The organism is Paraburkholderia sp. Ac-20340 (genome assembly GCF_017104965.1).
Lineage (GTDB): Bacteria > Pseudomonadota > Gammaproteobacteria > Burkholderiales > Burkholderiaceae > Paraburkholderia.
The window spans coordinates 65,141-90,016 of the sequence record NZ_JAAGPR010000019.1; the positions used below are offsets into that span (position 1 = coordinate 65,141).

The following is a 24,876-nucleotide window of genomic DNA, read 5'->3' on the forward strand; positions in this document are numbered from 1 at the left end:
CGGTGGACGGGATATTATAGGGGCTGGGTTCGCCGCGGGTTTCCCGGCGGTTTCCAGACGAAGCGCGGCGCTGGCTGGGGAAGGCTGGACAATGGATGTGTTGTCGAGAGTACGAATCGATCTGGATATCGTGAAACGCCTCGCGCGTTTCGCGGCGCGGCGTAGCCGCGAAGACCGCATTCCGCAGGTGGCGGGCAGTCTCACTTTTACGACCATGCTGGCGATCGTGCCGCTGGCGACCGTGGCGTTCGCGCTCTTTACCGCGTTCCCCATCTTCTCGTCGTTCCAGAACTCGCTGCAGGGTTTTCTCGCCGAGCACCTGATGCCGGCGCAGATCAACAGTCAGATCTTCCTGTACCTGAACCAGTTCGCGTCGAAGGCCAAGGGCCTGACGACGATGGGCATGATCGTGCTGTTCGTCACCTCCGTCATGACGATGATGACGGTCGAATCGGCATTCAATGTGATCTGGCGCGTGCGCAAGGCGCGCCCATTCGCCCAGCGCGTGCTGGTGTACTGGGCGATTCTCACGCTCGGGCCGATCCTGATCGGCGTGAGTCTGTCGATTTCGTCGTATCTCTTCACGCGTTCGCTGGCGCTCGCCACCGAGCAGCATGTTTCGATGCTGTTCGACTGGATGCTGATGGGCGCCTCGCTGCCGCTGACCGCGCTGGCCTTCACGATGCTCTACGTCTATCTGCCGAATTGCCGCGTGGAATGGCGCGACGCGCTGATCGGCGGGATTGCCTCGGCTATCGCGTTCGAACTGGCCAAGCGCGGCTTCGGCTATTACGTGCGGCGCATTCCCACTTACACGGCGGTTTATGGCGCCTTCGCCGCCGCGCCGATGTTTCTGCTCTGGATGTACCTGAGCTGGTTCATCACGCTGGTGGGGGCGATGATCACGTCGGCGCTGCCGGAGATCCGCACGGGGCGCTTCAATCGTCCGCGTTTCCCGGGCAGCGATCTGCTCGACGCGCTCGAACTGCTGGCCGGTCTCGCCGAAACGCGCGACGCGGGCAGTCCTGGCCTGAGCGCCGAACAGATCGCACAACTGCTGCGGCGCGATCTGGCAACCGTGACGCGGCTGGTGAACGACCTCGAAGAAGACGAACTGATTGCGCGGCTCGAAAAGGACGGCGTGAAAGCGCATTACGTGCTGATCGCCAATCCGGCGCGCATTTCGGTGGAGCGCATTTACGCGCGATTCGTGATCGACCGGAAGGAACTGGCGTATCAGCTCAAATCGAGCGATATCGATGCCGGAATGCTGCTGGCGGCGCTGGAGAACGACAAGTTGTCGGTTTCGCTGGCCTCGCTGCTGGCGGCGCGCCGCGAACTGGCGCGCATGGCCGAGGCAAGCGGTCAGCCGCCGGCGTTGCCGCACCCGGCGGCGTGACGTTTGCCGCTGACTGCCCGGCGCGCCGCTGGATGCGCACTCGCGGGCGTTAGGGCGTTACAACGAGATTTTGCCCCGACAGATATCCGAAAACATGACCCAGTCGCCCATCAGGCTGTAAATGGGGTGACGGAAGGTGGCAGGGCGATTCTTCTCGAACATGAAGTGACCGATCCAGGCGAAGCCGTAGCCGCAGATCACGGCGAGCGGCAGCCAGAGCCACATGCCCGTGGCGATCGCCATGGCAATGCAGCCGATCACACCCAGCGAGCCGATAAAGTGCAGCCGCCGCGACACGAGGTTGCTGTGTTCGCTCAGATAGAACGGATAAAACTCCGCGAAATTCGCGAAGTGTTGATGTTCGGTGTGGGTGGCGTGGGCCATGTCTCCTCCTTGTAGTCAATCTACGGTGAGGACAAGAACGCTTGTGCAAACGGCTCGCAAAAGCCAATCCTGAACAGCCCATTCTCTTGCGAATCGCACGACCGTGCAAGCCGGGGAAAGCCACGAAATCGACGCACGCGGCGGGCCGGTTGGCGCGATTCGCAGCGCATTTTTACGGCCCGCCCTGGATCGATCAGCCATTGCCCGCGCGCGATGTTCGCGCGGCAAATTCATGGAGCGCGTCCAGCGTGGCGTCGGGCTGTTCCGTCATCAGCGCGTGGCCAGCATCGAGCGTAACCGTATCGACGACATTGCCCGACTGCCTGAGCGCCTGTGCGATGTCATGCGTCGCGCGCGGCGGCGTCATGAGATCGCGTTTGCCGACGATCAGGCGCACCGGGCAGGCCACTTTCGCCGCGCTCGTCAGACCGTCTGCATAGGCGTTGCAGGCGGAAAAATCGGTGTGAAAGAGTTGCGGCTCGCCGTTGATGGAGACGCGCTCCATCAGACGCCGGTTCATGCCGCGCAGCCAGAAACCGGGGCCGGGACTCGACGGCTTGGCCGCGAGCGTCGAATGCGACCAGGCGTTGACGAGTTCGATCGCCTCGGGCTCGCGCTCGCGGGCCGATTCGAGCAGGGCGGGCGAAACCGTCATCGGATAGGCGGTGGCGAGCAGGGCGATCGCCTGTGCGCGCGCGGGATAGCGCGCCGCAAATTCAAGCGCGACGAGCGAACCCATGCTGTGCCCGGCCACGAACGCCTTTTCCACCTTGAGCGCCGCGAGCAGCGAATCCAGCCAGTCGGCCAGCGCGCCGATGCTCGTGAGCGCAGGCCCCGCGCTGCGCATATGGCCTGGCAGATCGACGGCCAGCACGCTGAAGCCGTGATGCGCGAAATAGCGTGTCTGAAGTCCCCAGACGCTGTGATCGTGCTGCGCGCCATGCACGAACACGGCCACGGGCAGCGCAGGATCGAACGCGCGGCCGCCGGTGTAGGCGTAGACGCTTTTGCCATCGACATCGACGATCATGACGCCTCCTTGCCTGCCGCGGTCGCGGCCGTCGCCCTGGGCGCGACGCTGCCTTTCTGCGAGGCCTTGAGTGCGCGTTTGAGGTCGTCGATCAGATCGTCGGGATCTTCGAGGCCGATCGAAAGACGGATCGTGCCCGCGCCAATGCCCGCGGCCTCGAGCGCGGCTTCGTCCATGCGGAAGTGCGTGGTGGAGGCGGGGTGGATCACCAGCGAGCGCGCGTCGCCCACATTGGCGAGATGCGAAAACAGCGAGAGCGATTCGATAAAGCGCTTGCCTGCCTCGCGGCCGCCCGCGAGATCGAAGCTGAACACGGCGCCCGCGCCGCGTGGCAGCAGGCGCTGGGCGAGTGCGTAGTCGCGGTGGTTCTCCAGTTCCGGGTAGGCGACGGCATTCACGGCATCCTGTGCAGTGAGAAATTCGACGACACGCCGCGTGTTCGCCACATGACGTTCCATGCGCAGCGGCAACGTTTCGATGCCTTGCAGCAGTTGCCAGGCGGCCTGCGGATGCAGGCAGGCGCCGAAGTCGCGCAGACCTTCGCGGCGCGCGCGCAGCAGAAAGGGCGCGACGCTGCTTTCCTCGCTGAACACCATGCCGTGAAAGCCCGCATAGGGCTGCGTGAACTCCGGAAATTGTCCCGATGCCTCGAAATCGAAGCTGCCGCCATCGACCAGCACACCGCCGATGGTCGTGCCGTGCCCGCCCAGGAACTTGGTGGCCGAGTGGTAGACGAAATCCGCGCCGTGCTCGAAAGGCTGCAGCAGATACGGCGTGGTGAACGTCGAATCGACCAGCAGCGGCACGCGATGTTCATGGGCGATCTGCGCGACAGCGGCGATGTCGAGCACGTCGAGCCCCGGATTGCCGAGCGTTTCGCCGAACAGCAGGCGCGTATTCGGACGTACCGCTGCGCGCCAGGCGTCGAGGTCGCCTGGCTTCACGAAGGTGGTTTCGATGCCGAAGCGGCGCAACGTGTAGTTGAGCAGGTTGTGCGAGCCGCCATAGAGCGCTGCCGACGCGACGATATGCGCGCCCGCGCCCATCAGCGTGGCGATGGCCAGGTGCAGCGCGGCCTGCCCGCTGGCGGTGCCGATCGCGCCCACGCCGCCTTCGAGCGCGGCGACCCGCTCTTCGAACACCGCCACTGTGGGGTTCGAGATGCGCGAGTACACATGGCCCGCGCGTTCCAGATTGAAGAGCGCGGCGGCGTGGTCGGTGTCGCGAAACGAGAACGACGTGGTCTGATAGATCGGCGTCGCGCGGGCGCCGGTGGCGGGGTCGGGCGCGGCGCCGGCATGCAGCGCGAGCGTGTCGAAACGAGGATCGGACATTCTGGCAGCACAGCCGGCGCGAACCGGCGACGGGTGAAAGGTGCTGGCATCGTAACACCGGGCATGCGCCCTAAAAACACATCGCAGCCATCGCCAAAGTCCAGCGCGACGGCCGCAAACCCTTGTGCGGCGGGCTTGAGCGGGCGCAGTGCCCTGGCCGTCAGGTATAACCCGAATAGCCGATGCCGCGCCTGGCAAACCGTGCAGATTCCGGCGTTTGCCTGCGCCGGCAAGGCGTTTTAGGGCCCGGTTACGCCGTTTGGCCCGTTTTCCTGCGCCTTTTCTTTTGGCGGCCTTTCCGCTAGGATCGAAAACAGGTAGGCATCTTTCAGCATCTCCCCCCGATTAACCCTCTGCACGGGACCAGCGCCGGGCGCTCGAGCGCCAGCTTTGGTCGATACAGGAGACACATCATGCGCGTGAGCGACATTCTCAAGGTCAAGGGCAATACGCTCTACACCGTCACGCCCGACACGTCGCTGCACGACGCAGTGAACACCATGGCCGAGCACGACATCGGCTCGCTCGTCGTCATGGAATACGGCGATCTCGTGGGCATGCTCACGTTCCGCGAGATCATTCTCACGCTGCGCACCAACGGTGGCAGCGTGGGCACCACGACGATCCGCAAGGTCATGGACGACCATCCCATCACCTGCACGCCGGAAACCGAAGTAGACGAAGTGCGCCGCATGATGCTCGAGCATCACGTGCGCTATCTGCCGGTCATGGAAAGCCGCTCGCTGATGGGCGTGATCTCGTTCTACGACGTCGCGAAAGCGGTCGTGGAAGCGCAGGGCTTCGAAAACAAGCTGCTCAAGGCGTATATCCGCGACTGGCCCGAAGAAGAGCGTCATTCGGCGACCTGATCGCCGTCGTCAGGGCAGGCTGGTTTCAGAGGCCGCCTCACAGAATCAGCATGAGAAAAGCGCGCGTCAGGCGCGCTTTTTCACGTCTGCCGAACGATCCCGACCGCATAAATCAAAACGCGATGAACGATAGACCGATGCCCGCCGCGCAGGCGGCGCCCGTGGAGGAGACCGCCCACGCCTCGCAGTTCGAGTTGCTGCGCCAGCGGCGTTTCGCGCCGTTTTTCTGGACGCAGTTCCTCGGCGCGATGAACGACAACGTCTTCAAGATCGGCTTCACGTCGCTGGTGACCTATCAGGCATCGCGTTTTTCGGGCGTCGATCCGAAGACCGTCGCGTTCCTGATTTCGGCGATTTTCATCGTGCCGTTCGTGTTGCTCTCGGCGACCTCGGGGCAGATCGCCGATAAGTACGACAAGGCCGTCCTCACGCGCTGGGTCAAGACCTTCGAAATTGCGGTGATGCTGGTTGGCGCAGCGGGTTTCTGGATGCACAGCGCGCCGCTGCTCTACCTGTGCACCTTCCTGATGGGTGTGCATTCGACGGTGTTCGGGCCGATCAAGTACGCGTATCTGCCGCAGAAACTCAACAATGACGAACTGGTCGGCGGCAACGGCCTGGTGGAAATGGGCACCTTCGTCGCGATTCTGATCGGTACCATCATGGGCGGCATCGCGGCAGGGATCGGCGCGGGCGAGGCGTCGGCAGCGGCAACGGCCGGCACGCCGGTGGGCGCATGGTGGCTTGGCGGGCTGTGTATCGTGATCGCGCTGATCGGCCGGGTGGCCAGCGGGTTCGTGCCACCGTGTCCATCGTCGCAGCCCGCGCTGCGCATCAACTGGAATCCGTTTACCGAAACCTGGCGCAATCTGCGCCTCGCGCACGGCAACCGCACGGTGTTCCTGAGCCTGCTGGGCATTTCGTGGCTCTGGTTCGTGGGCGCGACCTTTCTCGCTTCGTTCTTCAATTTCGCGAAAGACGTGCTGTCGGCCGATCCCGATGTCGTGACTCTGCTGCTGGCGATGTTCTCGCTCGGCATCGGTTTCGGCTCGATGATGTGCGAAAAGCTGTCGCGCCGGCGTATCGAAATCGGCCTCGTGCCGCTCGGGTCGATCGGCATGAGCGTGTTCGGCATCGACCTTTTTTTCGCGAGCCACGCGCTGCCTGCCGCGCCGCATCTGCTGTCGGTGGGCGAATTCATCGGCACCTTCGCGCACTGGCGCGTGCTGGCCGATCTGTTCCTGCTGGCGATGTTCGGCGGTTTCTACAGCGTGCCGCTCTACGCGCTGATCCAGAGCCGCAGCGCGCCGAGCCATCGCGCTCGCATCATCGCCGCCAATAACATCCTCAATTCGCTGTTCATGATTGCTTCGGCGCTGATGGCGATGGGACTCTCGGCGGCGGGCGTGGGCGTGCCGGGCATCTTTCTCACGACGGCGCTGCTCAATATCGTCGTGGCGGCCTACATCTACACGCTGGTGCCCGAGTTCCTGCTGCGCTTCGTGGCCTGGGTGCTCGTGCATACGGTCTATCGCGTGCGTCTGGTGAATGCCGCGCGCATTCCCGCCGAAGGCCCGGCGGTGCTGGTCTGCAACCACGTGAGTTTCGTCGATGCCGTGGTCATCATGGCCGAAAGCCCGCGGCCGATCCGCTTCGTGATGGATCACCAGATTTTCCGCTCGCCCCTGCTCGGCTGGATGTTCCGGCACGCCAAGGCGATTCCGATCGCGCCCGCCCACCAGGACGCCGCGCTGCTGGCGGCCGCCTACGATGCCTGCGCCGCCGCGCTGGCCGAGGGCGAACTGGTCTGCATCTTCCCCGAAGGCAAGATCACGCGCGACGGCGAGATGAATCCGTTCCGCCATGGCGTGACCGAAATTCTGAAGCGCCACCCGGCGCCTGTCGTGCCGATGGCGCTGCGCGGCCTGTGGGGCAGCATGTTCTCGCGGCATGCGGCTTCGGGGCAGGATCGGCCGGTGCGGCGCGGCATCACGAGCCGGCTGACGCTGGCGGTGGGAGAGCCTGTCGCGCCCGAAGACGTGAGCGTCGACGGACTGCAGCGCATGGTGACAGAACTGCGCGGCGCACGGCGCTGAAGCCGGCGTAAAGCGGGGCGGCGGCATCGGGCCTGAAAGGCGCCCCAGGCGCGGGGCCGCGCGGACTGGCATAATGCTGGATTCCCCGAATTACTTTGGACGACTGCCATGTCCGGCAACACGCTCGGTACGCTTTTCACCGTCACCACCTTCGGCGAATCCCACGGCCCCGCCATCGGCTGTGTCATCGACGGCTGCCCGCCCGGCATGGCGCTCACCGAAGCCGATATCCAGATCGATCTGGACCGCCGCCGTCCCGGCACCTCGCGTCACGTCACGCAGCGCCAGGAAGCCGACCAGGTCGAAATCCTCTCGGGCGTGTTCGAAGGCGTCACGACCGGCACGCCCATCGCGCTGCTGATCCGCAACACCGACCAGCGCAGCAAGGACTACGGCAATATCGTCGAGACCTTCCGCCCGGGTCACGCCGATTACACCTATTGGCAGAAGTACGGCATCCGCGACTATCGTGGCGGCGGCCGTTCGTCGGCGCGTCTGACGGCGCCCACGGTGGCGGCGGGCGCGGTTGCGAAGAAGTGGCTGCGCGAGCGCTTCGGCGTGGAAGTGCGCGGCTACATGAGCGCGCTCGGCGAGATCGACGTGCCGTTCGTCGGCTGGCAGCACGTGCATGAGAACCCGTTCTTCGCCGCGAACGCCGATGTCGTGCCGCAGCTCGAGGCGTATATGGACGCGCTGCGCAAGGACGGCGACTCGATCGGCGCACGCATCAACGTGGTCGCGAGCGGCGTGCCGGTGGGCTGGGGCGAGCCGCTGTTCGACCGCCTCGACGCCGACATCGCACACGCGATGATGGGCATCAACGCGGTGAAGGGCATCGAGATCGGCGCGGGCTTCGCAAGCGTCGCGCAACGCGGCTCGACCCACGGCGACGAACTCACGCCCAACGGTTTCCACGGCAATCACGCTGGCGGCATTCTCGGCGGCATTTCGACGGGGCAGGACATCACCGTGTCGCTCGCGATCAAGCCGACGTCGAGCATCCGCACGCCGCGCCGTTCGATCGACAAGGCGGGCGAACCGGCGATGGTCGAAACCTTCGGCCGCCATGATCCGTGCGTGGGCATTCGCGCCACGCCGATCGCCGAAGCCATGCTGGCGCTCGTGCTGATCGATCACGCCATGCGCCATCGCGCGCAGAACGCCGATGTGGTGGTGTCGACGCCGAAGATCGCGGCCAGCGATAGCTGAATCGCCGATTGCGTTACCCGGCGCGCGCCGGGCTGAAAGCGCCACAACGCCGCCAGGCAGAGCGTCATCGACGCTCGCCTGGCGGCGTTTTGTTTTAGCGACGAACGTATCGCCGTGCGAGGCAAGGTGTCGCATGACGATGCCGGTTTGCGTCTTTTTAAGACTTCGCCAATGTACTGGCGCAGCGAAGCCCCATACATTGCCCCGATCGGCGCATTTCGCGCATTTGACGGGCAGTGTCCATGAACGCTTCGCTTCCTCCCGCTTCGCTGTCGCAGATCTGGCGGGCCGCACGCTCTCTGCACGCGGCGGGCGCACACGACGATGCGCTCGACGCGTTCGCACAGGTGCTTTCGGCCCAGCCGGACGACCCCGAAGCGCTCGATCTGGCGGCGCGCACGCTTGCAGGCCGCGACCGGCCCGGCGAGGCGCCAGCGTTGACCACCGCGCTCGCACAGGCTGACGCTTATTTCGCGCTGGGCGCCTGGTTGTTCCAGCGCGGCTGCGTCGCCGCGGCCGGGCGTGCTTACCGCTGCGTGTTGTCGATACGGCCGAACGACGTATCGGCATATTCGAACCTCAGCGTCGTGCTGATGCAGCAGGCGCAGCCGGACGAAGCCGAGGCGTTGCTCCAGCGGGCGCTCGAAATCGATCCTGCGCACGTCGGCGCGTTGTTGCATCAAGGGCTGCTGATGTGGCGGCTCGGTCGGCTCGCGCAGTCCGAAGCTGCGTATCGCGCCGCGCTCGCGCACCGGCCGGACAACGTGTTCGCCTGGAACAATCTCGGTTTGCTGCTGAAGGACATGAACCGGCTGCCGGAATCGGAAGAGGCGTGCCGTCGCGCGCTCGCGCTCAACGACAATCTCGCCGAGGTGCATAACAACCTCGGCAACGCGCTCTGGCAACTCGGCCGTGTCGACGAATCGATCGACGCCTATCGACGCTCGCTCGCGCTGCGCCCGGACTACACGGCCGCGCGCGCGAATCTGGCCTTGCCGTTGCTGTGTCTCGGCGACTACGCGGCGGGCTGGCCTTTGTACGAAGCGCGGCATGAGGTGTCGATCGGTGCCGAAGGCGTCGAGCGGCTGCCGGTGCCTTATCCGCAGTGGCAGGGCGAATCGCTCGCGGGCAAATCGGTGCTGATCTGGCCGGAACAGGGGCTCGGCGACAGCCTGCAGTTCTGCCGCTATGTGCCGATGCTGAAGGCACTGGGCGCGTCGCAGGTGAGCGTGGCGTGCGCGCCGACGCAACAGCGGCTGTTCGAAACGCTGGCGGGCGCCGACACGGTGATTCCGCTCAACGGCCAAGGCCGGATCGAGCGCCACGATTACTGGTGTTTGATGATGAGCCTGCCGCTGCGTTTCGCCACGACGGTCGCGACGATTCCGGCGCGCGTGCCGTATCTGCATGCGCAGGCGGCGGATGTCGACAGATTCCGGCAGCGCCTGCCAGCCGGCGCGCCGAAGGTCGGCCTCGTGTGGGCAGGCAATCCGCGTGCGGATCAGGCTGGCTCGTATGCGATGGATCAGCGCCGCTCGCTCGATGCGCAGGCGTTTGTGCCGCTGCTCAAGACGCCGGGCGTCACGTTCGTGAGCTTGCAGCTGGGCGAAACCACTCGCCCGCAGATTGCAGCATTGCCTGCCGCGCTGCGCCCGTTCGATCCCATGGACGATGTGCGCGATTTCGCCGATACGGCGGCCATCGTTGCGAATCTCGATCTGGTGATTACCGTCGATACATCGACGGCGCATCTGGTCGGCGCGCTCGGCAAGCCGGTGTGGGTGCTGTCGCGTTATGCCGCGTGCTGGCGGTGGTTCAGGGAGCGCGAAGATTCGCCCTGGTATCCGACTGCGCGGGTCTTTCGGCAGACGCAGCCCGATGGCTGGGACGACGCGCTGCGGCGTGTCGAGCGTGCGCTTGAGGAATGGGTGGCGGCGCGCGCAGCGTAGCGCTGGGGCGGGGCAGGGTAGAAAGCAGAAGGGCCGCTAGACGCGGCCCTTTGTACAACGTTACATGTTCGGATAGTTCGGTCCGCCGCCGCCTTCCGGCGTGACCCAGACGATGTTCTGCGTCGGGTCCTTGATATCGCAGGTCTTGCAGTGCACGCAGTTCTGCGCGTTGATCTGCAGACGATCGCTACCGTCGTCGTTCTTCACGAACTCGTACACGGCCGCCGGGCAGAAGCGCGCTTCAGGACCGGCATAGGTGCGCAGGTTCACATCGACGGGCACCTTCGCATCTTTCAGCGTCAAATGCGCGGGCTGATTCTCTTCATGATTGGTGTTCGAGATGAACACCGAAGAGAGCCGGTCGAACGTGAGCTTGCCGTCAGGTTTCGGATACTCGATCGGTTTGCATTGCGACGCGGGTTTCAGCATTTCGTTGTCGCGATGCTGGTGATGCAGCGTCCACGGCACATTGCCGCCCAGCAGCTTCTGCTCGATGCCGACCATCAGCGTGCCCAGATACAGGCCCTTGCTCATCCACTGCTTGAAGTTGCGCGCCTTGTACAGTTCTTCGTGCAGCCACGACTTCTTGAACGCTTCCGGGTAGGCCGCGAGTTCATCGCTCTGACGGCCCGCCTGAACCGCTTCGAACGCGGCTTCCGCAGCCAGCATGCCGGTCTTGATCGCCGCGTGGCTGCCCTTGATACGCGCGGCGTTCAGGAAGCCCGCATCGTCGCCAACGAGCGCGCCGCCCGGGAACACGAGCTTCGGCAGCGACATCAGACCGCCCGCCGTCATCGCACGCGCGCCGTACGACACGCGCTTGCCGCCTTCCAGATACTGGCGGATCGCCGGATGCGTCTTGTAGCGTTGAAACTCCTCGAACGGCGACAGATACGGATTCGTATAAGCCAGGCCGACGACAAAACCCACCATCACCTGGTTATTGTCGATGTGATACAGGAACGAGCCACCGTAGGTATCGCTCTCCAGCGGCCAGCCAGCCGTGTGAATCACCAGACCCGGCTGATGCTTGGCCGGATCGATTTCCCAGAGCTCTTTGATGCCGATGCCATAAACCTGCGGATCGGCGTCCTTATCGAGCTTCAGCTTTTCATTGAGCTGGCGGCCAAGATGTCCACGCGCGCCTTCGCAGAACAGCGTGTACTTCGCGTGCAACTCCATGCCGAGCTGGAAATTTTCGGTCGGCTCGCCATCCTTGCCGACGCCCATGTTGCCCGTCGCGACGCCCTTGACCGAGCCATCGTCGTTGAACAGCACTTCGGCGGCCGGAAAGCCGGGAAAAATCTCGACGCCGAGCGCCTCGGCCTGTTGACCCAGCCAGCGCGTCACGTTCGCGAGGCTGATCACGTAATTGCCGTGGTTCTTGAAATTGTCGGGCAGCGCCCAGTTCGGCACGGCCTTCGCGCCCGTTTCCGAGAGAAACAGGAACTTGTCTTCCGTCACGGGGACGTCCAGCGGCGCACCTTGCTCCTTCCAGTCGGGGAAGAGTTCGGTGAGCGCGCGCGGGTCCATGACCGCGCCCGAGAGGATATGCGCCCCGATTTCAGAGCCTTTTTCCAGCACGCACACGCCAATATCGGCGCCTTTTTCGGCAGCCAGTTGCTTCAGGCGGATGGCCGCCGACAGCCCGGCGGGGCCGCCACCGACGATCACGACGTCATATTCCATCGACTCGCGTGGGCCGTATTGCTCCAAGAGACTTGTGGGGGTCATTAAAGCTCCTCTTGCCATTAGAATGCTTTTTTCGGGTTCGTATTGTCGGGTAACGCTCCCCTTGCCGCAACCCGACAAACCCGCATTAGCACGATCGTTCTATTTTATGCCAGAATGCCCGGCTTGCCGCCGGTGGTGCGTTCTGGCGTCCCGTCATCCCTTGAACAGGAAGCGAAAATGGGCCGTTCGATCAATCTTGAAGGGAAGGTGGCGATGATTACCGGCGCGTCGAGCGGTCTCGGCAAGCGCTTCGCCCAGGTGCTCTCGCAGGCCGGCGCAAAAGTCGTGCTGGCCAGCCGTCGCGTCGAGCGGCTCAAGGAACTGCGTGCGGAAATCGAAGCCGATGGCGGCGCCGCGCACGTGGTTTCGCTCGATGTCACCGACTACCAGAGCATCCGCTCGGCGGTCGCCCATGCCGAAACCGAGGCCGGCACCATCGACATCCTCGTCAACAATTCGGGCGTCTCGACCACCCAAAAGCTCGCCGACGTCACGCCCGCCGATTTCGAATACGTGTTCGACACCAACACGCGCGGCGCCTTCTTCGTCGCGCAGGAAGTGGCCAAACGCATGATCATGCGCGGCAACGGCGGCGGCTCGAAACCGGCTTACCGCATCATCAACATCGCTTCCGTGGCCGGTTTGAGCGTGTTGCCGCAGATCGGCCTCTATTCGATCAGCAAGGCAGCGGTCGTGCATATGACCAAGGCGATGGCGCTGGAGTGGGGCCGCCACGGCATCAACGTCAACGCGATCTGTCCCGGTTATATCGATACCGAGATCAATCACCACCACTGGGCGACCGAGCAGGGCCAGAAGCTCGTGTCGATGCTGCCGCGCCACCGCGTAGGCACGCCCGCCGACCTCGACGGTCTGCTTTTGCTGCTGGCCGCCGACGAATCGGCCTTCATGAACGGCTCGATCATCACCGCCGACGATGGTTTCGGCCTGACCTGAGCCGCCGTATTCCTTAACGTATTCCCGCTACCCGAAGTCGAAGTGCAATGAGTGAAATGAACGATTACCACCCTGTTTTTGAAATGACCATGCCGATCCGTTGGGGCGACATGGACGCGTTCGGTCACGTGAACAACACGGTCTACTTCCGCTACATGGAGCAGGTGCGGATTTCCTGGTTCGAACAGCTTGGCGTGGCCGGCGAAAGCCGTGAGAGCGGTAACGCGCAGGGGCCGGTGATCGTCAATGCGTCGATGGAGTTTCTCAAGCAATTGCACTATCCGGGCGACATCGTCTGCACGATGACGGTGGGCCAGCCCGGCCGCAGCAGCTTCGACACCGGTTTCGAACTGCGTCGCGCGGACGAGCCCGACACCGTTTATGCACGCGGCAATGCGCGCTGCGTCTGGATCGACTACGAAGCCGGCAAGTCGGTGCCGATTCCCGATCACCTGCGCTCGACCATCGAAAACGCGCCGCTCGTCAAGGCGCGCTGATACGCGCATTCTGCGCGTGTTTCACGCGGCGCCGATCTGCGCCGCGTCTCCCTCTCCTCAGAACCGGATTTATTGCCCGAGCAGCCGCTGCAGCAGCTCGGTGGCGTTGCCGGTGTCGTACTTGCGCATGAGCCGCGCGCGGTAGACGTCTACCGTGCGCGGGCTGATGTCCAGAATCCGTCCGATCTGCTTGCTCGTCTTGCCCGTCACCAGTTGCGCGGCGATTTCGCGCTCGCGCGGCGTCAGTTCCACCGCCACGCGCCGCGTCGCGCTCAGATCCTCGAAGGTCCAGACGCCCGCCGCGTGAGGCGCCGCCCGGTCGAGCGAGCGGCCGGTGACGTGACACCAGAACAGTTCGCCGTTTGCGCGCTTCATGATGCGGTCGTCGGCGTAACTGCCTTGCGCGGTCATGATCGGCGGAATGCGCTCGCCAATGCGCTCGAATTCGTCCGCCGACGGATACAGCACCTGAAACGATTGGCCGACCAGCGCCTCGCGCGGACAGCGGAAGATCGCGCAAACGGCCTCGTTGCAGTCTTCGATGATGCGCTCGCGCGCAATCACGAGGCCGATGGGCGCGAGGTGAAAGGCGGTCCGGTAATCGAGCGCGGAAGTGACGGTGGCGGTTTCAGGCATGGCGGTTGATACGGGTATGGCTTTATGTATTTTTGCGTATTGTGCCGCAATGCCCGCCCAGCGTACGCTTCCCATCCATCAGAGGGCCGCGCGGGCAGTGCGCCGGGTTCACGGCAGCGCCACTGCGGCATGACTAGAATGGGGCATCCGGGCGTGTATCGCACCCGCGTGCCAGGCTGAACAACTAGATTGATCGAACAACGCATCAACGTATTTCCATTCGAGGAAGGGACACACTGATGAACAAAGTCTATGGAAGCGCGGCTGTCGCGCTCGAAGGCATCGTCAAGGACGGCCAGACCTTTGCGGTTGGCGGTTTCGGGCTGTGCGGGATTCCTGAGGCGCTGATCGGCGCGCTGCGCGATTCGGGCGTCAAGGGCATTACCTGTATCAGCAACAATGCCGGCGTGGACGGCTTCGGCCTGGGCCTGCTGCTGGAAACGCGCCAGATCAAGAAAATGATCTCGTCCTATGTGGGCGAGAACAAGGAATTCGAGCGCCAGTACCTCTCGGGCGAACTCGAACTCGAATTCACGCCGCAGGGCACGCTGGCCGAAAAGCTGCGCGCGGGCGGTGCGGGCATTCCGGCGTTCTTCACCAACACGGGCTACGGCACGCTGATCGCGGAAGGCAAGGAAACGCGCCAGTTCGGCGACAAGCATTACGTGATGGAGCATTCGCTCACGGCGGATGTTGCGCTCGTGAAGGCCTGGAAGGCGGACAAGTCGGGCAATCTGGTCTATCGCCGTACGGCGCGCAACTTCAACCCGATGTGCGCGATGGCGGGCAAGATCACGGTCGCGGAAGTCGAGGAAATCGTCGAGAACGGCGAACTCGACCCGGATGCGATCCATACGCCGGGCATCTTCGTGCAGCGCATCGTGCTGAATGCGCAACCGGAAAAACGCATCGAACAACGCACCGTGCGCGCTGCAAGCGCCTAAGAGGGGAGACCGATCATGGCATGGAATCGTGACGAAATGGCCGCGCGCGCGGCGAAGGAACTGCAGGACGGCTTTTACGTGAACCTGGGTATCGGCCTGCCGACGCTCGTGGCCAATCACGTACCGCAAGGTGTGGAAGTGTGGCTGCAATCGGAAAACGGTCTGCTGGGCATTGGCCCGTTCCCGACCGAAGATCAGGTGGACGCCGACATGATCAACGCCGGCAAACAGACCGTGACCACGCTGGCGGGCTCGTCGATTTTCTCGTCGGCGGACTCGTTCGCGATGATTCGCGGTGGCCACATCAATCTGGCGATCCTGGGCGCGATGCAGGTCAGCGAAAAGGGCGACCTGGCCAACTGGATGATCCCCGGCAAGATGATCAAGGGCATGGGCGGCGCGATGGATCTGGTCGCCGGCGTGGGCCGTGTGGTGGTGCTCATGGAGCACGTGGCCAAGGGCGACCAGCACAAGATTCTGGATGCGTGCACGTTGCCGCTCACGGGCGTGGGTGTGGTCGATCTGATCATCACCGACCTGGGCGTTATCGAGGTGAGCGACGCGGGTCTGAAGGTGACCGAACTCGCACCGGGCGTCACGGTGGACGAGATCAAGACCAAAACGGGCGCACCGCTGGACGTGAGCGCGGTGAGCTGAGCACGGTCTGGATACAGTAGTCGCTGAAGCGGGTTGCATGGCAGAGGCGCAAGGGTGCAATGACGGGCGGAACTTCGGTTTCGCCCGTTTTGTTTTCGATGCAGCCATTCTGGCGCGATGGCCGGTTTCTGAAACCTCGGCCAGACGGGATAGCCCGGATGGCGGGTGGCGAAGTCTGCAATAGCCCGCCAGGTAAGGCTTCGCAAGCGCCGCAGTGATCCCGGCGGCGCCGCGCGCACCGGTCCCGCCGGCCAAAGCCGTTTACAATGCCCCCACGCTTACGAACGCTTTCTGCGAGGATCAAACGATGACCGAGCCGTCTGCCCAGCCGCGCCAGCACTACGTCCAGTGCCTGAGCCCCTCCGGGTTGCATCGCGTGGCGTATACCGAATGGGGCGATCCCGCCAACCCGCGTGTGCTCATGTGTGTGCACGGTCTTACGCGCTCCAGCCGCGATTTCGATCGTCTGGCGGCAGTGCTGTCGCAGACCTATCGCGTCGTCTGTCCCGATGTGGTCGGGCGCGGGATGTCGTCGTGGCTCGTCGATCCGCGTGGTTACGGTGTCGCTCAATACGTTGCGGATATGGTCACGCTGATCGCGCGTACCGGCGTGGAGAAAGTCGACTGGTTCGGTACGTCGATGGGCGGTTTGATCGGCATGGCGCTGGCCGGTTTGCCTGACGCGCCGATCGGCCGCCTTCTGCTCAACGATATCGGGCCGCATATCGAACCGGCTTCGCTTGAACGCATCGGCGAATATGTGGGGCGCGACGTCAAGTTCGCTTCGCTGCAGGAAGGTATCGACAACGCCGCGTTGCTGGCGGCTTCGTTCGGCCCGCTCACGCCGGACGAATGGCGCGAGATCAATACGCCGTTGCTGCACGTGGTCGATGGGGCGTGGCGCTATCGTTACGACCCGCGCATCTCAGAGGCCTTCAAGGGTGTGACGCCCGAGCAGAACGAGCAGGGCGAGCAGTTCCTTTGGCGCTCGCTCGCGGCGTTCAAAGGACCGGTGCTGGCCGTGCGCGGCGAGCTTTCCGATCTGCTTTCGCGCGAAACCGTGGCAAAAATGGAAGCCACGGGCCAGCAGCTATCGAGCGTCGAAATCGCCGGAGTGGGGCACGCGCCCACGTTTCTTCCGGCCGACCAGATCGAGATCGCGCGCCGTTTCTTCGCCGCATAGGGCGCGAGCGCGTCATAATATTGGATTGTCCGGCGTCTGGGCGCAGTGCGAAACCGGCCCGCGGCGGACAGATCCAGTTGCACCGAACATCCAACTCATCGGGAAAATTCATGGCAGTCATTCGTCACCACGTCGGGCCGCGTCTTTCGGAAACCGCCATCCACAATGGCACGGTCTATCTGGCTGGCCAGATCGCGGAAGACACGAAGCAGGACATCGGCGGGCAGACGCGTGAATGTCTCGGCCACATCGATCGTCTGCTGGGCGAGGCGAATAGCGACAAGACGCTGCTGCTGTCCGTGCAGATCTACATCGCCGACATGAAGGACTTTCCGGGTATGAACGCCGAGTGGGACAAGTGGGTCGCACAGGGCGCAACGCCGCCGCGCGCGACCGTCGAGGCGAAGCTTGCGAACCCGGAATGCCTCGTTGAAATCGTCGTGGTGGCCGCGCAGCGCGATTGAGCAAGACCGGCCGTGCGAAGCGCGGCCTTGCTGCGTAGTTTGACCATGGTTGAACCGTTTTACCGTAGTTAGCAGCCCGTCCGGCATGCCGGCGGGCGACGCATCATGAGCAGCGACACCTTACCTCCCGTTCCCGCCGAAGTTCCCGCGTCTGTCACGCTGCTGTCGCTCGACGACACGCTCGCGTTCGTGCGCGAGCACGCCGGTGACGCTCGCCTGTCCACGGGCGAACCGCTCGTCGAACACGCGCAGGGCACGGCGTCGATCATGAGCCGTTTGAACGTCGATCCGCCTGCGGTGCTGGCGGCGGCGCTCTTCAACATCGCCCCGCATCTGGACGACCCGGAAGCGACGCTCGAAGCGCGATTCGGCGCCGAAGTCGCGAAGCTCGTTTTCGACGTGCGCAAGCTGCTGCGTCTGGGCAGTGTGAGTGTGCGGGCCGCCGCCCAGCATGCGGTGCCCGAAAGCGGCCGCGAAAGCCGCGACGCGCAGGCCGCGCGCCGTGCTCAGGTCGAATCGCTGCGCAAGATGCTGCTCGCATTCGCGCAGGACATTCGTGTCGTGCTGATCCGGCTTGCTTCGCGGCTGCAGTCGCTGCGCTATTACGCGGCGGCCAAGGTCACGCCTGCGCCCGAGATCGCGCGCGAGACGCTGGATATCTACGCGCCGCTCGCCAACCGGCTCGGCATCTGGCAGCTGAAGTGGGAACTGGAAGATCTCGCGTTCCGCTTCGAGGAGCCGGTCACCTACAAGCGCATCGCGAAGCTGCTCGACGAAAAGCGCGTGGAGCGCGAGAGCTATGTGGCCGAGGCCATCTCCCGGCTTCAGCAGGAACTCGCCGCTGCGCATATCGACGCGGAGGTCAGTGGGCGGCCCAAGCACATCTACAGCATCTTCAAGAAGATGCGCGGCAAGGAGATCGACTTCTCCGAGCTGTACGACGTGCGCGCGTTCCGTGTGATCGTGCGTGACATCAAGGATTGCTACACGGTGCTGGGCATCGTGCACAACCTCTGGCAGCCGGTGCCGCGCGAATTCGACGATTACATTTCGCGGCCCAAGCCCAACGGCTATCGCTCGCTGCACACGGTCGTGGTGGGCGACGACGGGCGCGCGTTCGAAGTGCAGATCCGCACGCAGGAAATGCATCAGTTCGCGGAATACGGCGTGGCCGCGCACTGGCGCTACAAGGAAGCCGGCTCGAAGGGTTACGGCGGCCAGTTCAGCGCCAGCAGCAGCTATGACGAGAAGATCGCGTGGCTGCGCCAGTTGCTCGCGTGGAAGGACGATGTCGCCGATGGCCGTCAGCCGTGGGAGCAACTGCGCCAGGCAACGCTCGACGACGATCACATCTACGTGCTCACGCCGCAGGCCCGCGTGATTGCGCTGCCGCAGGGCGCGACGCCGCTCGATTTTGCCTATCACCTGCACAGCGAACTCGGCCATCGTTGCCGTGGCGCGCGCGTGGACGGCGCGATGGTGCCGCTCAACACGCATCTGCAGAACGGCCAGACCGTCGACATCATCGCGATCAAGGAGGGCGGGCCGTCGCGCGACTGGCTCAATCCGCAGCTCGGCTATCTGCAAAGCCATCGCGCGCGCCAGAAAGTGCGAGCGTGGTTCAACGGGATCGAGGCGCAGGAGAACATCGCCAACGGTCGCGCGATGGTCGAAAAGACCTTGCAGCGCGAGGGCCGCACGTCGGTGAACCTCGACCAGCTCGCGAGCAAGCTGGGTTTCAAGTCGACCGACGAGTTTTTCAGCTCGGTCGGCAAGGAAGAGTTCAGCCTGCGCTATGTCGAGCAGGCGCTGAGCGACGCGCCGGCGCCCGAGCCGGAAGAAGAAACGCCCGAGCAGCTGACCAAGCGCGCGAGCGGTTCGAATGTGGCGCACGGTGGTTCGTCGGGTGTGCTGGTGGTGGGCGTCGATGCGCTGCTCACGCAACTGGCGCGTTGCTGCCGTCCGGCGCCGCCCGACGGCATCAGCGGTTTCGTCACGCGCGGCAAGGGCATGTCGATCCACCGCACCGATTGTGCGACGTTCCAGCGCATGGCGCGGCGCTCGCCCGAGCGCGTGCTGCAAACCACCTGGTCCGCCGATGTGATGGGCGGGCGTGGCCAGTCGGTTTATCCGGTCGATATTTCGATCGAAGCCACCGACCGCCAGGGGTTGCTGCGCGATATCTCGGAAGTTTTCGCGCGCGAGAAGATGAACGTGATCGGCGTGAAGTCGCAGTCGCGCCGCAACGCGGCCTTCATGCAGTTCACCGTCGAGGTGTCGAGCTCCGCGCAGATCCAGCGCGCCTGCGTGCTGCTGGGCGAAGTGGGCGGGGTGCTGCGCGCGTCGCGCAGGGCCTAGATAACGCTGACGCGATATGCGGCGACTTTTTATGCCGCAACGCAAAAAGCGCTTGCCAACTTCGCGAAAGTGTCATATAGTCTTGCTTCTTCAGGCTCGTAGCTCAGCTGGTTAGAGCACCACCTTGACATGGTGGGGGTCGTTGGTTCGAGTCCAATCGAGCCTACCAACGAAATCGAAGTCGCGGTGTGTTGTTGCATCGGGGCTTCATAGCAGTAAGGCGCTCAGCGCTTAAGGCGAATACGGTTATGACACCGCGAACGTTGACCGAAACTACTTCGGAGCGACGCTAGTCGAGGACCTCTTTCGCCCTGCAATCTGGTTTGAAAAGTGAATGCGGCCCCTCGAAAGCGGGGCCGCATTTTTTTTCGCCGCGACGTTTTCGCGGGGAAGCTTTACCCACAATCTTCCACGAACGATACGACGTGCCACGCGGCACTTCTGGAGAAAAACATGGTTGCGATACGTCTGCCCGACGGTTCGGTTCGACAGTACGATCACCCCGTCACGGTCGCCGAAGTGGCGGCTTCGATTGGTGCCGGCCTTGCCAAAGCGGCGCTCGGCGGCAAGCTCGACGGTGAACTGGTCGATACGTCGACGCTGATCGATCACGACGCATCGCTGGCCATCGTCACGGACAAGGACGCCGACGGCCTCGACATCATCCGTCACTCCACGGCGCACTTGCTGGCCTACGCGGTCAAGGAATTGTTCCCGGAAGCACAGGTCACGATCGGGCCGGTCATCGACAACGGTTTTTACTACGATTTCGCCTACAGCCGTCCCTTCACGCCCGAAGATCTGGAAAAGATCGAAAAGCGCATGCAGGAACTCGCGAAGAAGGACGAGCAGGTCACGCGCCGCGTCGTTTCGCGCGGCGATGCGGTCGACTACTTCAAGAGCATCGGCGAGAAGTACAAGGCCGAGATCATCGAGTCGATTCCGGGCGATCAGGACATCAAGCTGTACTCGCACGGCAATTTCACTGACCTGTGCCGCGGCCCGCACGTGCCGTCCACCGGCAAGCTCAAGGTTTTCAAGCTCATGAAGGTCGCAGGCGCTTACTGGCGCGGCGATGCGAAGAACGAGCAGCTTCAGCGTATCTACGGCACGGCCTGGACGAAGAAGGAAGATCAGGAACTCTATCTTCACAACCTCGAAGAAGCCGAAAAGCGCGATCACCGCAAGCTCGGCAAGCAACTCGACCTGTTCCACATGCAGGACGAGTCGCCGGGCATGGTGTTCTGGCATCCGAAGGGCTGGACGCTCTGGCAGCAGGTCGAGCAGTACATGCGCGCGCGTCTGCGCGTCGCGGGCTACGACGAAATCAAGACGCCGATGATCATGGACCGCTCGCTGTGGGAAGCGTCGGGTCACTGGCAGAACTATCGTGAAAACATGTTCACGACGGAGTCGGAGAAGCGCGACTACGCCGTCAAGCCTATGAACTGCCCGGGCCACGTCCAGGTGTTCAACCACGGCCTGCGTTCGTACCGCGACCTGCCGCTGCGTTACGCGGAATTCGGTTCGTGCCACCGCAACGAGGCATCGGGCGCGCTGCACGGTCTGATGCGCGTGCGCGGTTTCGTTCAGGACGATGCGCACATCTTCTGTACGGAAGACCAGATCATTGCGGAATCGATCGCCTTCAACACGCTGGCGATGAGCATCTACAAGGATTTCGGCTTCGAGCACATCGACATCAAGCTGTCGCTGCGCCCGGATTCGCGCGCGGGGACGGATGAGACGTGGGATCGCGCCGAGCAGGGCCTGCGCGAAGCGCTGACGGCCTGCGGTCTGCAGTGGGAAGAGCTGCCGGGCGAGGGCGCGTTCTACGGTCCGAAGGTCGAGTACCACATCAAGGATGCGCTCGGCCGTTCGTGGCAGTGCGGCACGCTCCAGCTCGACATGGTCCTGCCGGAGCGCCTTGGCGCCGAGTACGTGGCGGAAGACAACAGCCGCCGTCGCCCGATCATGCTGCACCGTGCAATCCTCGGTTCGATGGAGCGTTTCCTCGGTATTCTGATCGAGCACCATGCTGGTGCAATGCCGTCCTGGCTGGCTCCGGTGCAGGTCGTTGTGATGAATATCGCGGAAAGTCAGGCCGAATATGCCGCTAATCTGACCCAATCGTTGCAAAAACAAGGGGTTAGAGTGCAGGCCGATTTGCGCAACGAGAAAATTAGCTATAAAATACGCGAGCACACGCTTGAGAAGGTCCCGTACCTGCTGGTTGTCGGTGACAAAGAGCGTGAAGCACAAACGGTAGCCGTGCGTGCCCGTGGCGGTGTCGACCTGGGTGTGATGCCCGTCGACGCATTCGCTGAGCGTCTGGCGCAGGACGTCAGTTCGTTCAAGTAAGCCACCTGGCAGCGCGGCTCGTTTTTTTAATTTTTAGAGGAAACGTAACATCGCTACGGATAAGTCGCATCGCATCAACGGTGAAATCACTGCACCCGAGGTGCGTCTCGTCGGAATCGAGAACGAGCCGCTCGGCATCGTAAAGCTGGCAGATGCGTTCCGCATGTCGGAACAGCAAGACGTCGATCTGGTTGAAATTGCTCCCCAGGCAGTGCCGCCCGTGTGCCGCCTGATGGATTACGGCAAGTTCAAGTACCAGGAATCGAAGAAGCAGCACGAAGCCAAGCTCAAGCAAAAGGTCATCCAGGTCAAGGAAGTCAAGTTCCGCCCGGGTACCGACGACGGCGATTACAACGTCAAGCTGCGCAATCTCATCCGATTCCTCGATGAAGGCGACAAGACGAAGATCACGTTGCGTTTCCGCGGCCGCGAAATGGCTCACCAGGAAATCGGTATGCGCATGCTCGAGCGCCTGCGCACCGACCTCGAAGAAGTCGGTCAGGTCGAGCAGATGCCGAAGATGGAAGGGCGCCAGATGATCATGGTGCTCTCGCCGAAGAAGAAGAAGTGATCCGGCGCGCAGTGTGAGGTGCTTGCACCTTTGCACTGCGCGGCGATTCAAGCAGTTCTCGATGTCTCGCGCGCGGGTGTCCGTGCGCGCAGGCATGCAGCAGGTTCCGGAAATGGCGCCCGCGCGCTGCACGAAAGTGCGGCAGGCGGCGCTTTTCCTGAAAGCGACGGCAGCTTGTCTTTTTAGAGCTGCCAGTTGCGAAAACAAGTGGAGTGGGTTTCGAAGGGCGGTATGAGGGCAAAAACGCAAGGCGCAAGCCGTGCGCGGGAGCCAGCCGCACACCCATGTCCATCAAATAAATGGAGTTTTTGTCATGCCCAAGATGAAGACCAAGAAAAGCGCCGCAAAGCGCTTTGTGGTTCGTCCGGGTGGTACCGTCAAGCGCGGTCAAGCCTTCAAGCGTCACATCCTGACCAAGAAGACCACCAAGAACAAGCGTCATCTGCGTGGTGCAACGGCCGTTCATGATTCCGATCTGAAGTCCGTGCGCGCAATGCTGCCGTTCGCGTAATCCTCAACCGACAACTCATAGGAGCTACTCATGCCTCGAGTCAAACGTGGGGTTACCGCACGGGCCCGCCACAAGAAGATCATCAACCTGGCCAAGGGTTACCGCGGCCGTCGCAATAACGTCTATCGCATCGCCAAGCAGGCGGTCATGCGCGCAGGCCAATACGCCTATCGCGATCGCCGCAACAAGAAGCGTGTGTTCCGCGCACTGTGGATCACGCGTATCAATGCAGCGGTGCGTCAGCACGACATGACCTACAGCGTGTTCATCAACGGCCTGAAGAAGGCTTCGATCGAACTCGACCGTAAGGTCCTGGCTGACATGGCTGTGTTCGACAAGGCTGCATTTGCTGCGATCGTCAAGCAGGTGAAGGCCGCCGTCGCTGCCTAAGTCGGGTATTGCGCAGGTTCGTTGCAGCAGCGTCCGGTTGTTTCGGTGCTGCTGCAACAAAAACGGGGCTCCTCACCGAGCCCCGTTTTTGTTGGTGAAGCGCTTCCTGCGCGCTTGCCATGCTGCAAGCGGCCACGCCGCCTCATGCCGTGCCTTCATGTCGTCGCGATCGTGCGTAACACTCGCATTCGCACCCCGGGCAAGGCACCGCTCAAGTCTCAAACACTGACGCTGAAAAGATGGGATCAATGGATTTGGACCAGATTGTCGCCGACGCGCAAACCGCTTTCGCTTCCGCCCCCGACGTCAACACGCTTGAAAACGAGAAGGCTCGTTTTCTCGGCAAGTCGGGCGCGCTGACCGAGCTGCTCAAGGGTCTTGGCAAGCTCGACGCGGAAACGCGCAAGACCGAGGGCGCGCGCATCAACGCCGTCAAGCAACAGGTGGAAGCCGCGCTGAACGCGCGCCGCCAGGCGCTTGCCGATGCGCTCCTGAACCAGCGTCTCGCCTCCGAGGCGATCGACGTCACGCTGCCGGGCCGCGGCACGGGCACGGGTAGCCTGCATCCGGTCATGCAGACGTGGGAACGCGTCGAGCAGATCTTCGGCTCGATCGGCTTCGACGTGGCCGACGGTCCCGAGATCGAAACCGACTGGTTCAACTTCACTTCGCTGAACAGCCCGGAAAACCATCCGGCGCGCTCGATGCAGGACACGTTCTACGTGGACGGCAAGGACGCCGATGGCCGTCAGCTGCTGCTGCGCACGCACACGAGCCCGATGCAGGTGCGCTACGCGCGCACCCACACGCCGCCGATCAAGGTGATCGTGCCGGGCCGCACGTATCGCGTGGACAGCGACGCCACGCACTCGCCGATGTTCAACCAGGTCGAAGGCCTGTGGATCGAAGAGAACATCAGCTTCGCGGATCTGAAGGGCGTCTATACCGACTTCCTGAAGAAGTTCTTCGAGCGCGACGACATCCAGGTGCGCTTCCGTCCGTCGTACTTCCCGTTCACGGAACCGTCGGCGGAAATCGACATGATGTTCGAGCACGGCAAGAACGCCGGCAAGTGGCTCGAAATTTCGGGCTCGGGCCAGGTGCATCCGACCGTGATCCGCAACATGGGTCTGGACCCGGAGCGCTATATCGGCTTTGCGTTCGGCAGCGGCCTCGAACGCCTGACGATGCTGCGTTATGGCGTGCAGGATCTGCGCCTGTTCTTCGAAGGCGATCTGCGCTTCCTGCGCCAGTTCGCTTAAGCCGAAGCGACACCGCAGCGACATTTCGCCTGCAGGGCGCGAAGCGGACGCAGCACTCGACGCAGTGCGCGAGAACCCGCT

22 protein-coding genes and 1 tRNA gene are annotated in these 24,876 nt (G+C 63.3%); 18 read left to right on the forward strand and 5 right to left on the reverse strand.

Annotated features, from left to right (window positions below; genetic code table 11):
- Positions 1-91 precede the first annotated feature (91 nt).
- Positions 92-1,399, forward strand: coding sequence for a YihY family inner membrane protein (locus G3N59_RS22415; RefSeq protein ID WP_205984819.1), 1,308 nt, complete (start codon positions 92-94; stop codon positions 1,397-1,399).
- A gap of 57 nt (positions 1,400-1,456) precedes the next feature.
- Here the strand turns inward: G3N59_RS22415 and G3N59_RS22420 are convergent, their stop codons facing one another.
- The 3 genes from G3N59_RS22420 to G3N59_RS22430 all read right to left on the reverse strand — a co-directional run bounded on the left by G3N59_RS22420 (position 1,457) and on the right by G3N59_RS22430 (position 4,147).
- Positions 1,457-1,783 carry an Mpo1-like protein gene (locus G3N59_RS22420; RefSeq protein ID WP_205984821.1) on the reverse strand — a complete coding sequence of 109 codons (327 nt, stop codon included), beginning with the start codon at positions 1,781-1,783 and terminating at the stop codon, positions 1,457-1,459.
- A 193-nt stretch (positions 1,784-1,976) separates the two neighbouring features.
- On the reverse strand, positions 1,977-2,813 hold the full coding sequence (locus tag G3N59_RS22425; protein WP_205984823.1) for an alpha/beta hydrolase: 837 nt from the start codon (positions 2,811-2,813) through the stop codon (positions 1,977-1,979).
- Complete coding sequence (locus G3N59_RS22430) at positions 2,810-4,147, reverse strand: O-acetylhomoserine aminocarboxypropyltransferase (RefSeq protein ID WP_205984831.1); 1,338 nt, start codon at positions 4,145-4,147, stop codon at positions 2,810-2,812. The genes G3N59_RS22425 and G3N59_RS22430 overlap by 4 nt, the downstream gene beginning before the upstream one ends.
- A 413-nt stretch (positions 4,148-4,560) precedes the next feature.
- Between G3N59_RS22430 and G3N59_RS22435 the strand changes: the two genes are divergently transcribed.
- The 4 genes from G3N59_RS22435 to G3N59_RS22450 all read left to right on the forward strand — a co-directional run bounded on the left by G3N59_RS22435 (position 4,561) and on the right by G3N59_RS22450 (position 10,270).
- Positions 4,561-5,016, forward strand: coding sequence for a CBS domain-containing protein (locus G3N59_RS22435; protein ID WP_205984834.1), 456 nt, complete (start codon positions 4,561-4,563; stop codon positions 5,014-5,016).
- Positions 5,017-5,138: 122 nt separating this feature from the next.
- Positions 5,139-7,112, forward strand: coding sequence for an MFS transporter (locus G3N59_RS22440; protein WP_205984836.1), 1,974 nt, complete (start codon positions 5,139-5,141; stop codon positions 7,110-7,112).
- Between the two features lie 108 nt (positions 7,113-7,220).
- Complete coding sequence (aroC, locus tag G3N59_RS22445; protein ID WP_205984846.1) at positions 7,221-8,321, forward strand: chorismate synthase; 1,101 nt, start codon at positions 7,221-7,223, stop codon at positions 8,319-8,321.
- Positions 8,322-8,563: 242 nt separating this feature from the next.
- Positions 8,564-10,270: a tetratricopeptide repeat protein gene (locus tag G3N59_RS22450; RefSeq protein ID WP_205984848.1), complete on the forward strand. Its 1,707-nt coding sequence runs from the start codon at positions 8,564-8,566 to the stop codon at positions 10,268-10,270.
- 60 nt (positions 10,271-10,330) lie between these two features.
- On the opposite strand, the gene G3N59_RS22455 is transcribed toward G3N59_RS22450, so the two are convergent.
- Positions 10,331-12,004 (reverse strand): electron transfer flavoprotein-ubiquinone oxidoreductase, encoded by a 1,674-nt coding sequence (locus tag G3N59_RS22455; protein ID WP_205984850.1) that lies wholly within the window; start codon positions 12,002-12,004, stop codon positions 10,331-10,333.
- 177 nt (positions 12,005-12,181) lie between these two features.
- Between G3N59_RS22455 and G3N59_RS22460 the strand changes: the two genes are divergently transcribed.
- Together G3N59_RS22460 and G3N59_RS22465 are read left to right on the forward strand one after the other, a co-directional pair.
- Positions 12,182-12,961: an SDR family oxidoreductase gene (locus G3N59_RS22460; protein ID WP_205984852.1), complete on the forward strand. Its 780-nt coding sequence runs from the start codon at positions 12,182-12,184 to the stop codon at positions 12,959-12,961.
- A 56-nt stretch (positions 12,962-13,017) separates the two neighbouring features.
- Positions 13,018-13,458, forward strand: coding sequence for an acyl-CoA thioesterase (locus tag G3N59_RS22465; RefSeq protein ID WP_205985051.1), 441 nt, complete (start codon positions 13,018-13,020; stop codon positions 13,456-13,458).
- Positions 13,459-13,527: 69 nt separating this feature from the next.
- On the opposite strand, the gene G3N59_RS22470 is transcribed toward G3N59_RS22465, so the two are convergent.
- Complete coding sequence (locus G3N59_RS22470) at positions 13,528-14,094, reverse strand: LuxR C-terminal-related transcriptional regulator (RefSeq protein WP_205984854.1); 567 nt, start codon at positions 14,092-14,094, stop codon at positions 13,528-13,530.
- A gap of 239 nt (positions 14,095-14,333) precedes the next feature.
- On the opposite strand from G3N59_RS22470, the gene G3N59_RS22475 reads away from it, so the two are divergent.
- The 11 genes from G3N59_RS22475 to pheS all read left to right on the forward strand — a co-directional run bounded on the left by G3N59_RS22475 (position 14,334) and on the right by pheS (position 24,795).
- Positions 14,334-15,038 carry a CoA transferase subunit A gene (locus G3N59_RS22475; RefSeq protein WP_205984855.1) on the forward strand — a complete coding sequence of 235 codons (705 nt, stop codon included), beginning with the start codon at positions 14,334-14,336 and terminating at the stop codon, positions 15,036-15,038.
- A gap of 15 nt (positions 15,039-15,053) precedes the next feature.
- Entirely contained in the window at positions 15,054-15,695 is a 642-nt protein-coding gene (locus tag G3N59_RS22480; protein ID WP_205984863.1) for a CoA transferase subunit B, read from the forward strand.
- Between the two features lie 307 nt (positions 15,696-16,002).
- Complete coding sequence (locus G3N59_RS22485) at positions 16,003-16,878, forward strand: alpha/beta hydrolase (protein WP_205984866.1); 876 nt, start codon at positions 16,003-16,005, stop codon at positions 16,876-16,878.
- A 110-nt stretch (positions 16,879-16,988) separates the two neighbouring features.
- Positions 16,989-17,342: a RidA family protein gene (locus tag G3N59_RS22490; RefSeq protein WP_205984867.1), complete on the forward strand. Its 354-nt coding sequence runs from the start codon at positions 16,989-16,991 to the stop codon at positions 17,340-17,342.
- Positions 17,343-17,447: 105 nt separating this feature from the next.
- Positions 17,448-19,700, forward strand: a complete 2,253-nt coding sequence (locus G3N59_RS22495) for a bifunctional (p)ppGpp synthetase/guanosine-3',5'-bis(diphosphate) 3'-pyrophosphohydrolase (protein WP_205984869.1) — start codon at positions 17,448-17,450, stop codon at positions 19,698-19,700.
- Between the two features lie 92 nt (positions 19,701-19,792).
- Positions 19,793-19,869 (forward strand) — tRNA-Val (locus tag G3N59_RS22500).
- Between the two features lie 284 nt (positions 19,870-20,153).
- Positions 20,154-22,061: a threonine--tRNA ligase gene (thrS, locus tag G3N59_RS22505; RefSeq protein ID WP_205984871.1), complete on the forward strand. Its 1,908-nt coding sequence runs from the start codon at positions 20,154-20,156 to the stop codon at positions 22,059-22,061.
- Between the two features lie 49 nt (positions 22,062-22,110).
- Positions 22,111-22,632 carry a translation initiation factor IF-3 gene (gene infC, locus G3N59_RS22510; protein WP_084068824.1) on the forward strand — a complete coding sequence of 174 codons (522 nt, stop codon included), beginning with the start codon at positions 22,111-22,113 and terminating at the stop codon, positions 22,630-22,632.
- Positions 22,633-22,945: 313 nt separating this feature from the next.
- Positions 22,946-23,143: a 50S ribosomal protein L35 gene (gene rpmI, locus G3N59_RS22515; protein ID WP_027793434.1), complete on the forward strand. Its 198-nt coding sequence runs from the start codon at positions 22,946-22,948 to the stop codon at positions 23,141-23,143.
- 30 nt (positions 23,144-23,173) lie between these two features.
- Positions 23,174-23,533 (forward strand): 50S ribosomal protein L20, encoded by a 360-nt coding sequence (gene rplT / locus G3N59_RS22520; protein ID WP_004192938.1) that lies wholly within the window; start codon positions 23,174-23,176, stop codon positions 23,531-23,533.
- Between the two features lie 248 nt (positions 23,534-23,781).
- Positions 23,782-24,795: a phenylalanine--tRNA ligase subunit alpha gene (gene pheS / locus G3N59_RS22525; protein WP_205984873.1), complete on the forward strand. Its 1,014-nt coding sequence runs from the start codon at positions 23,782-23,784 to the stop codon at positions 24,793-24,795.
- Positions 24,796-24,876 lie beyond the last annotated feature (81 nt).

Coding starts and splice junctions, on each gene's coding strand:
- G3N59_RS22495 (WP_205984869.1), top strand. CDS start 17,448: ATGAGCAGCGACACCTTACCTCCCGTTCCCGCCGAAGTTCCCGCGTCT.
- G3N59_RS22490 (WP_205984867.1), top strand. CDS start 16,989: ATGGCAGTCATTCGTCACCACGTCGGGCCGCGTCTTTCGGAAACCGCC.
- pheS (WP_205984873.1), top strand. CDS start 23,782: ATGGATTTGGACCAGATTGTCGCCGACGCGCAAACCGCTTTCGCTTCC.
- rpmI (WP_027793434.1), top strand. CDS start 22,946: ATGCCCAAGATGAAGACCAAGAAAAGCGCCGCAAAGCGCTTTGTGGTT.
- G3N59_RS22435 (WP_205984834.1), top strand. CDS start 4,561: ATGCGCGTGAGCGACATTCTCAAGGTCAAGGGCAATACGCTCTACACC.
- G3N59_RS22430 (WP_205984831.1), bottom strand. CDS start 4,147: ATGTCCGATCCTCGTTTCGACACGCTCGCGCTGCATGCCGGCGCCGCG.
- G3N59_RS22470 (WP_205984854.1), bottom strand. CDS start 14,094: ATGCCTGAAACCGCCACCGTCACTTCCGCGCTCGATTACCGGACCGCC.
- G3N59_RS22420 (WP_205984821.1), bottom strand. CDS start 1,783: ATGGCCCACGCCACCCACACCGAACATCAACACTTCGCGAATTTCGCG.
- G3N59_RS22455 (WP_205984850.1), bottom strand. CDS start 12,004: ATGACCCCCACAAGTCTCTTGGAGCAATACGGCCCACGCGAGTCGATG.
- aroC (WP_205984846.1), top strand. CDS start 7,221: ATGTCCGGCAACACGCTCGGTACGCTTTTCACCGTCACCACCTTCGGC.
- thrS (WP_205984871.1), top strand. CDS start 20,154: ATGGTTGCGATACGTCTGCCCGACGGTTCGGTTCGACAGTACGATCAC.
- rplT (WP_004192938.1), top strand. CDS start 23,174: ATGCCTCGAGTCAAACGTGGGGTTACCGCACGGGCCCGCCACAAGAAG.
- G3N59_RS22460 (WP_205984852.1), top strand. CDS start 12,182: ATGGGCCGTTCGATCAATCTTGAAGGGAAGGTGGCGATGATTACCGGC.
- G3N59_RS22485 (WP_205984866.1), top strand. CDS start 16,003: ATGACCGAGCCGTCTGCCCAGCCGCGCCAGCACTACGTCCAGTGCCTG.
- G3N59_RS22475 (WP_205984855.1), top strand. CDS start 14,334: ATGAACAAAGTCTATGGAAGCGCGGCTGTCGCGCTCGAAGGCATCGTC.
- G3N59_RS22480 (WP_205984863.1), top strand. CDS start 15,054: ATGGCATGGAATCGTGACGAAATGGCCGCGCGCGCGGCGAAGGAACTG.
- G3N59_RS22425 (WP_205984823.1), bottom strand. CDS start 2,813: ATGATCGTCGATGTCGATGGCAAAAGCGTCTACGCCTACACCGGCGGC.
- G3N59_RS22465 (WP_205985051.1), top strand. CDS start 13,018: ATGAACGATTACCACCCTGTTTTTGAAATGACCATGCCGATCCGTTGG.
- G3N59_RS22415 (WP_205984819.1), top strand. CDS start 92: ATGGATGTGTTGTCGAGAGTACGAATCGATCTGGATATCGTGAAACGC.
- G3N59_RS22450 (WP_205984848.1), top strand. CDS start 8,564: ATGAACGCTTCGCTTCCTCCCGCTTCGCTGTCGCAGATCTGGCGGGCC.
- G3N59_RS22440 (WP_205984836.1), top strand. CDS start 5,139: ATGAACGATAGACCGATGCCCGCCGCGCAGGCGGCGCCCGTGGAGGAG.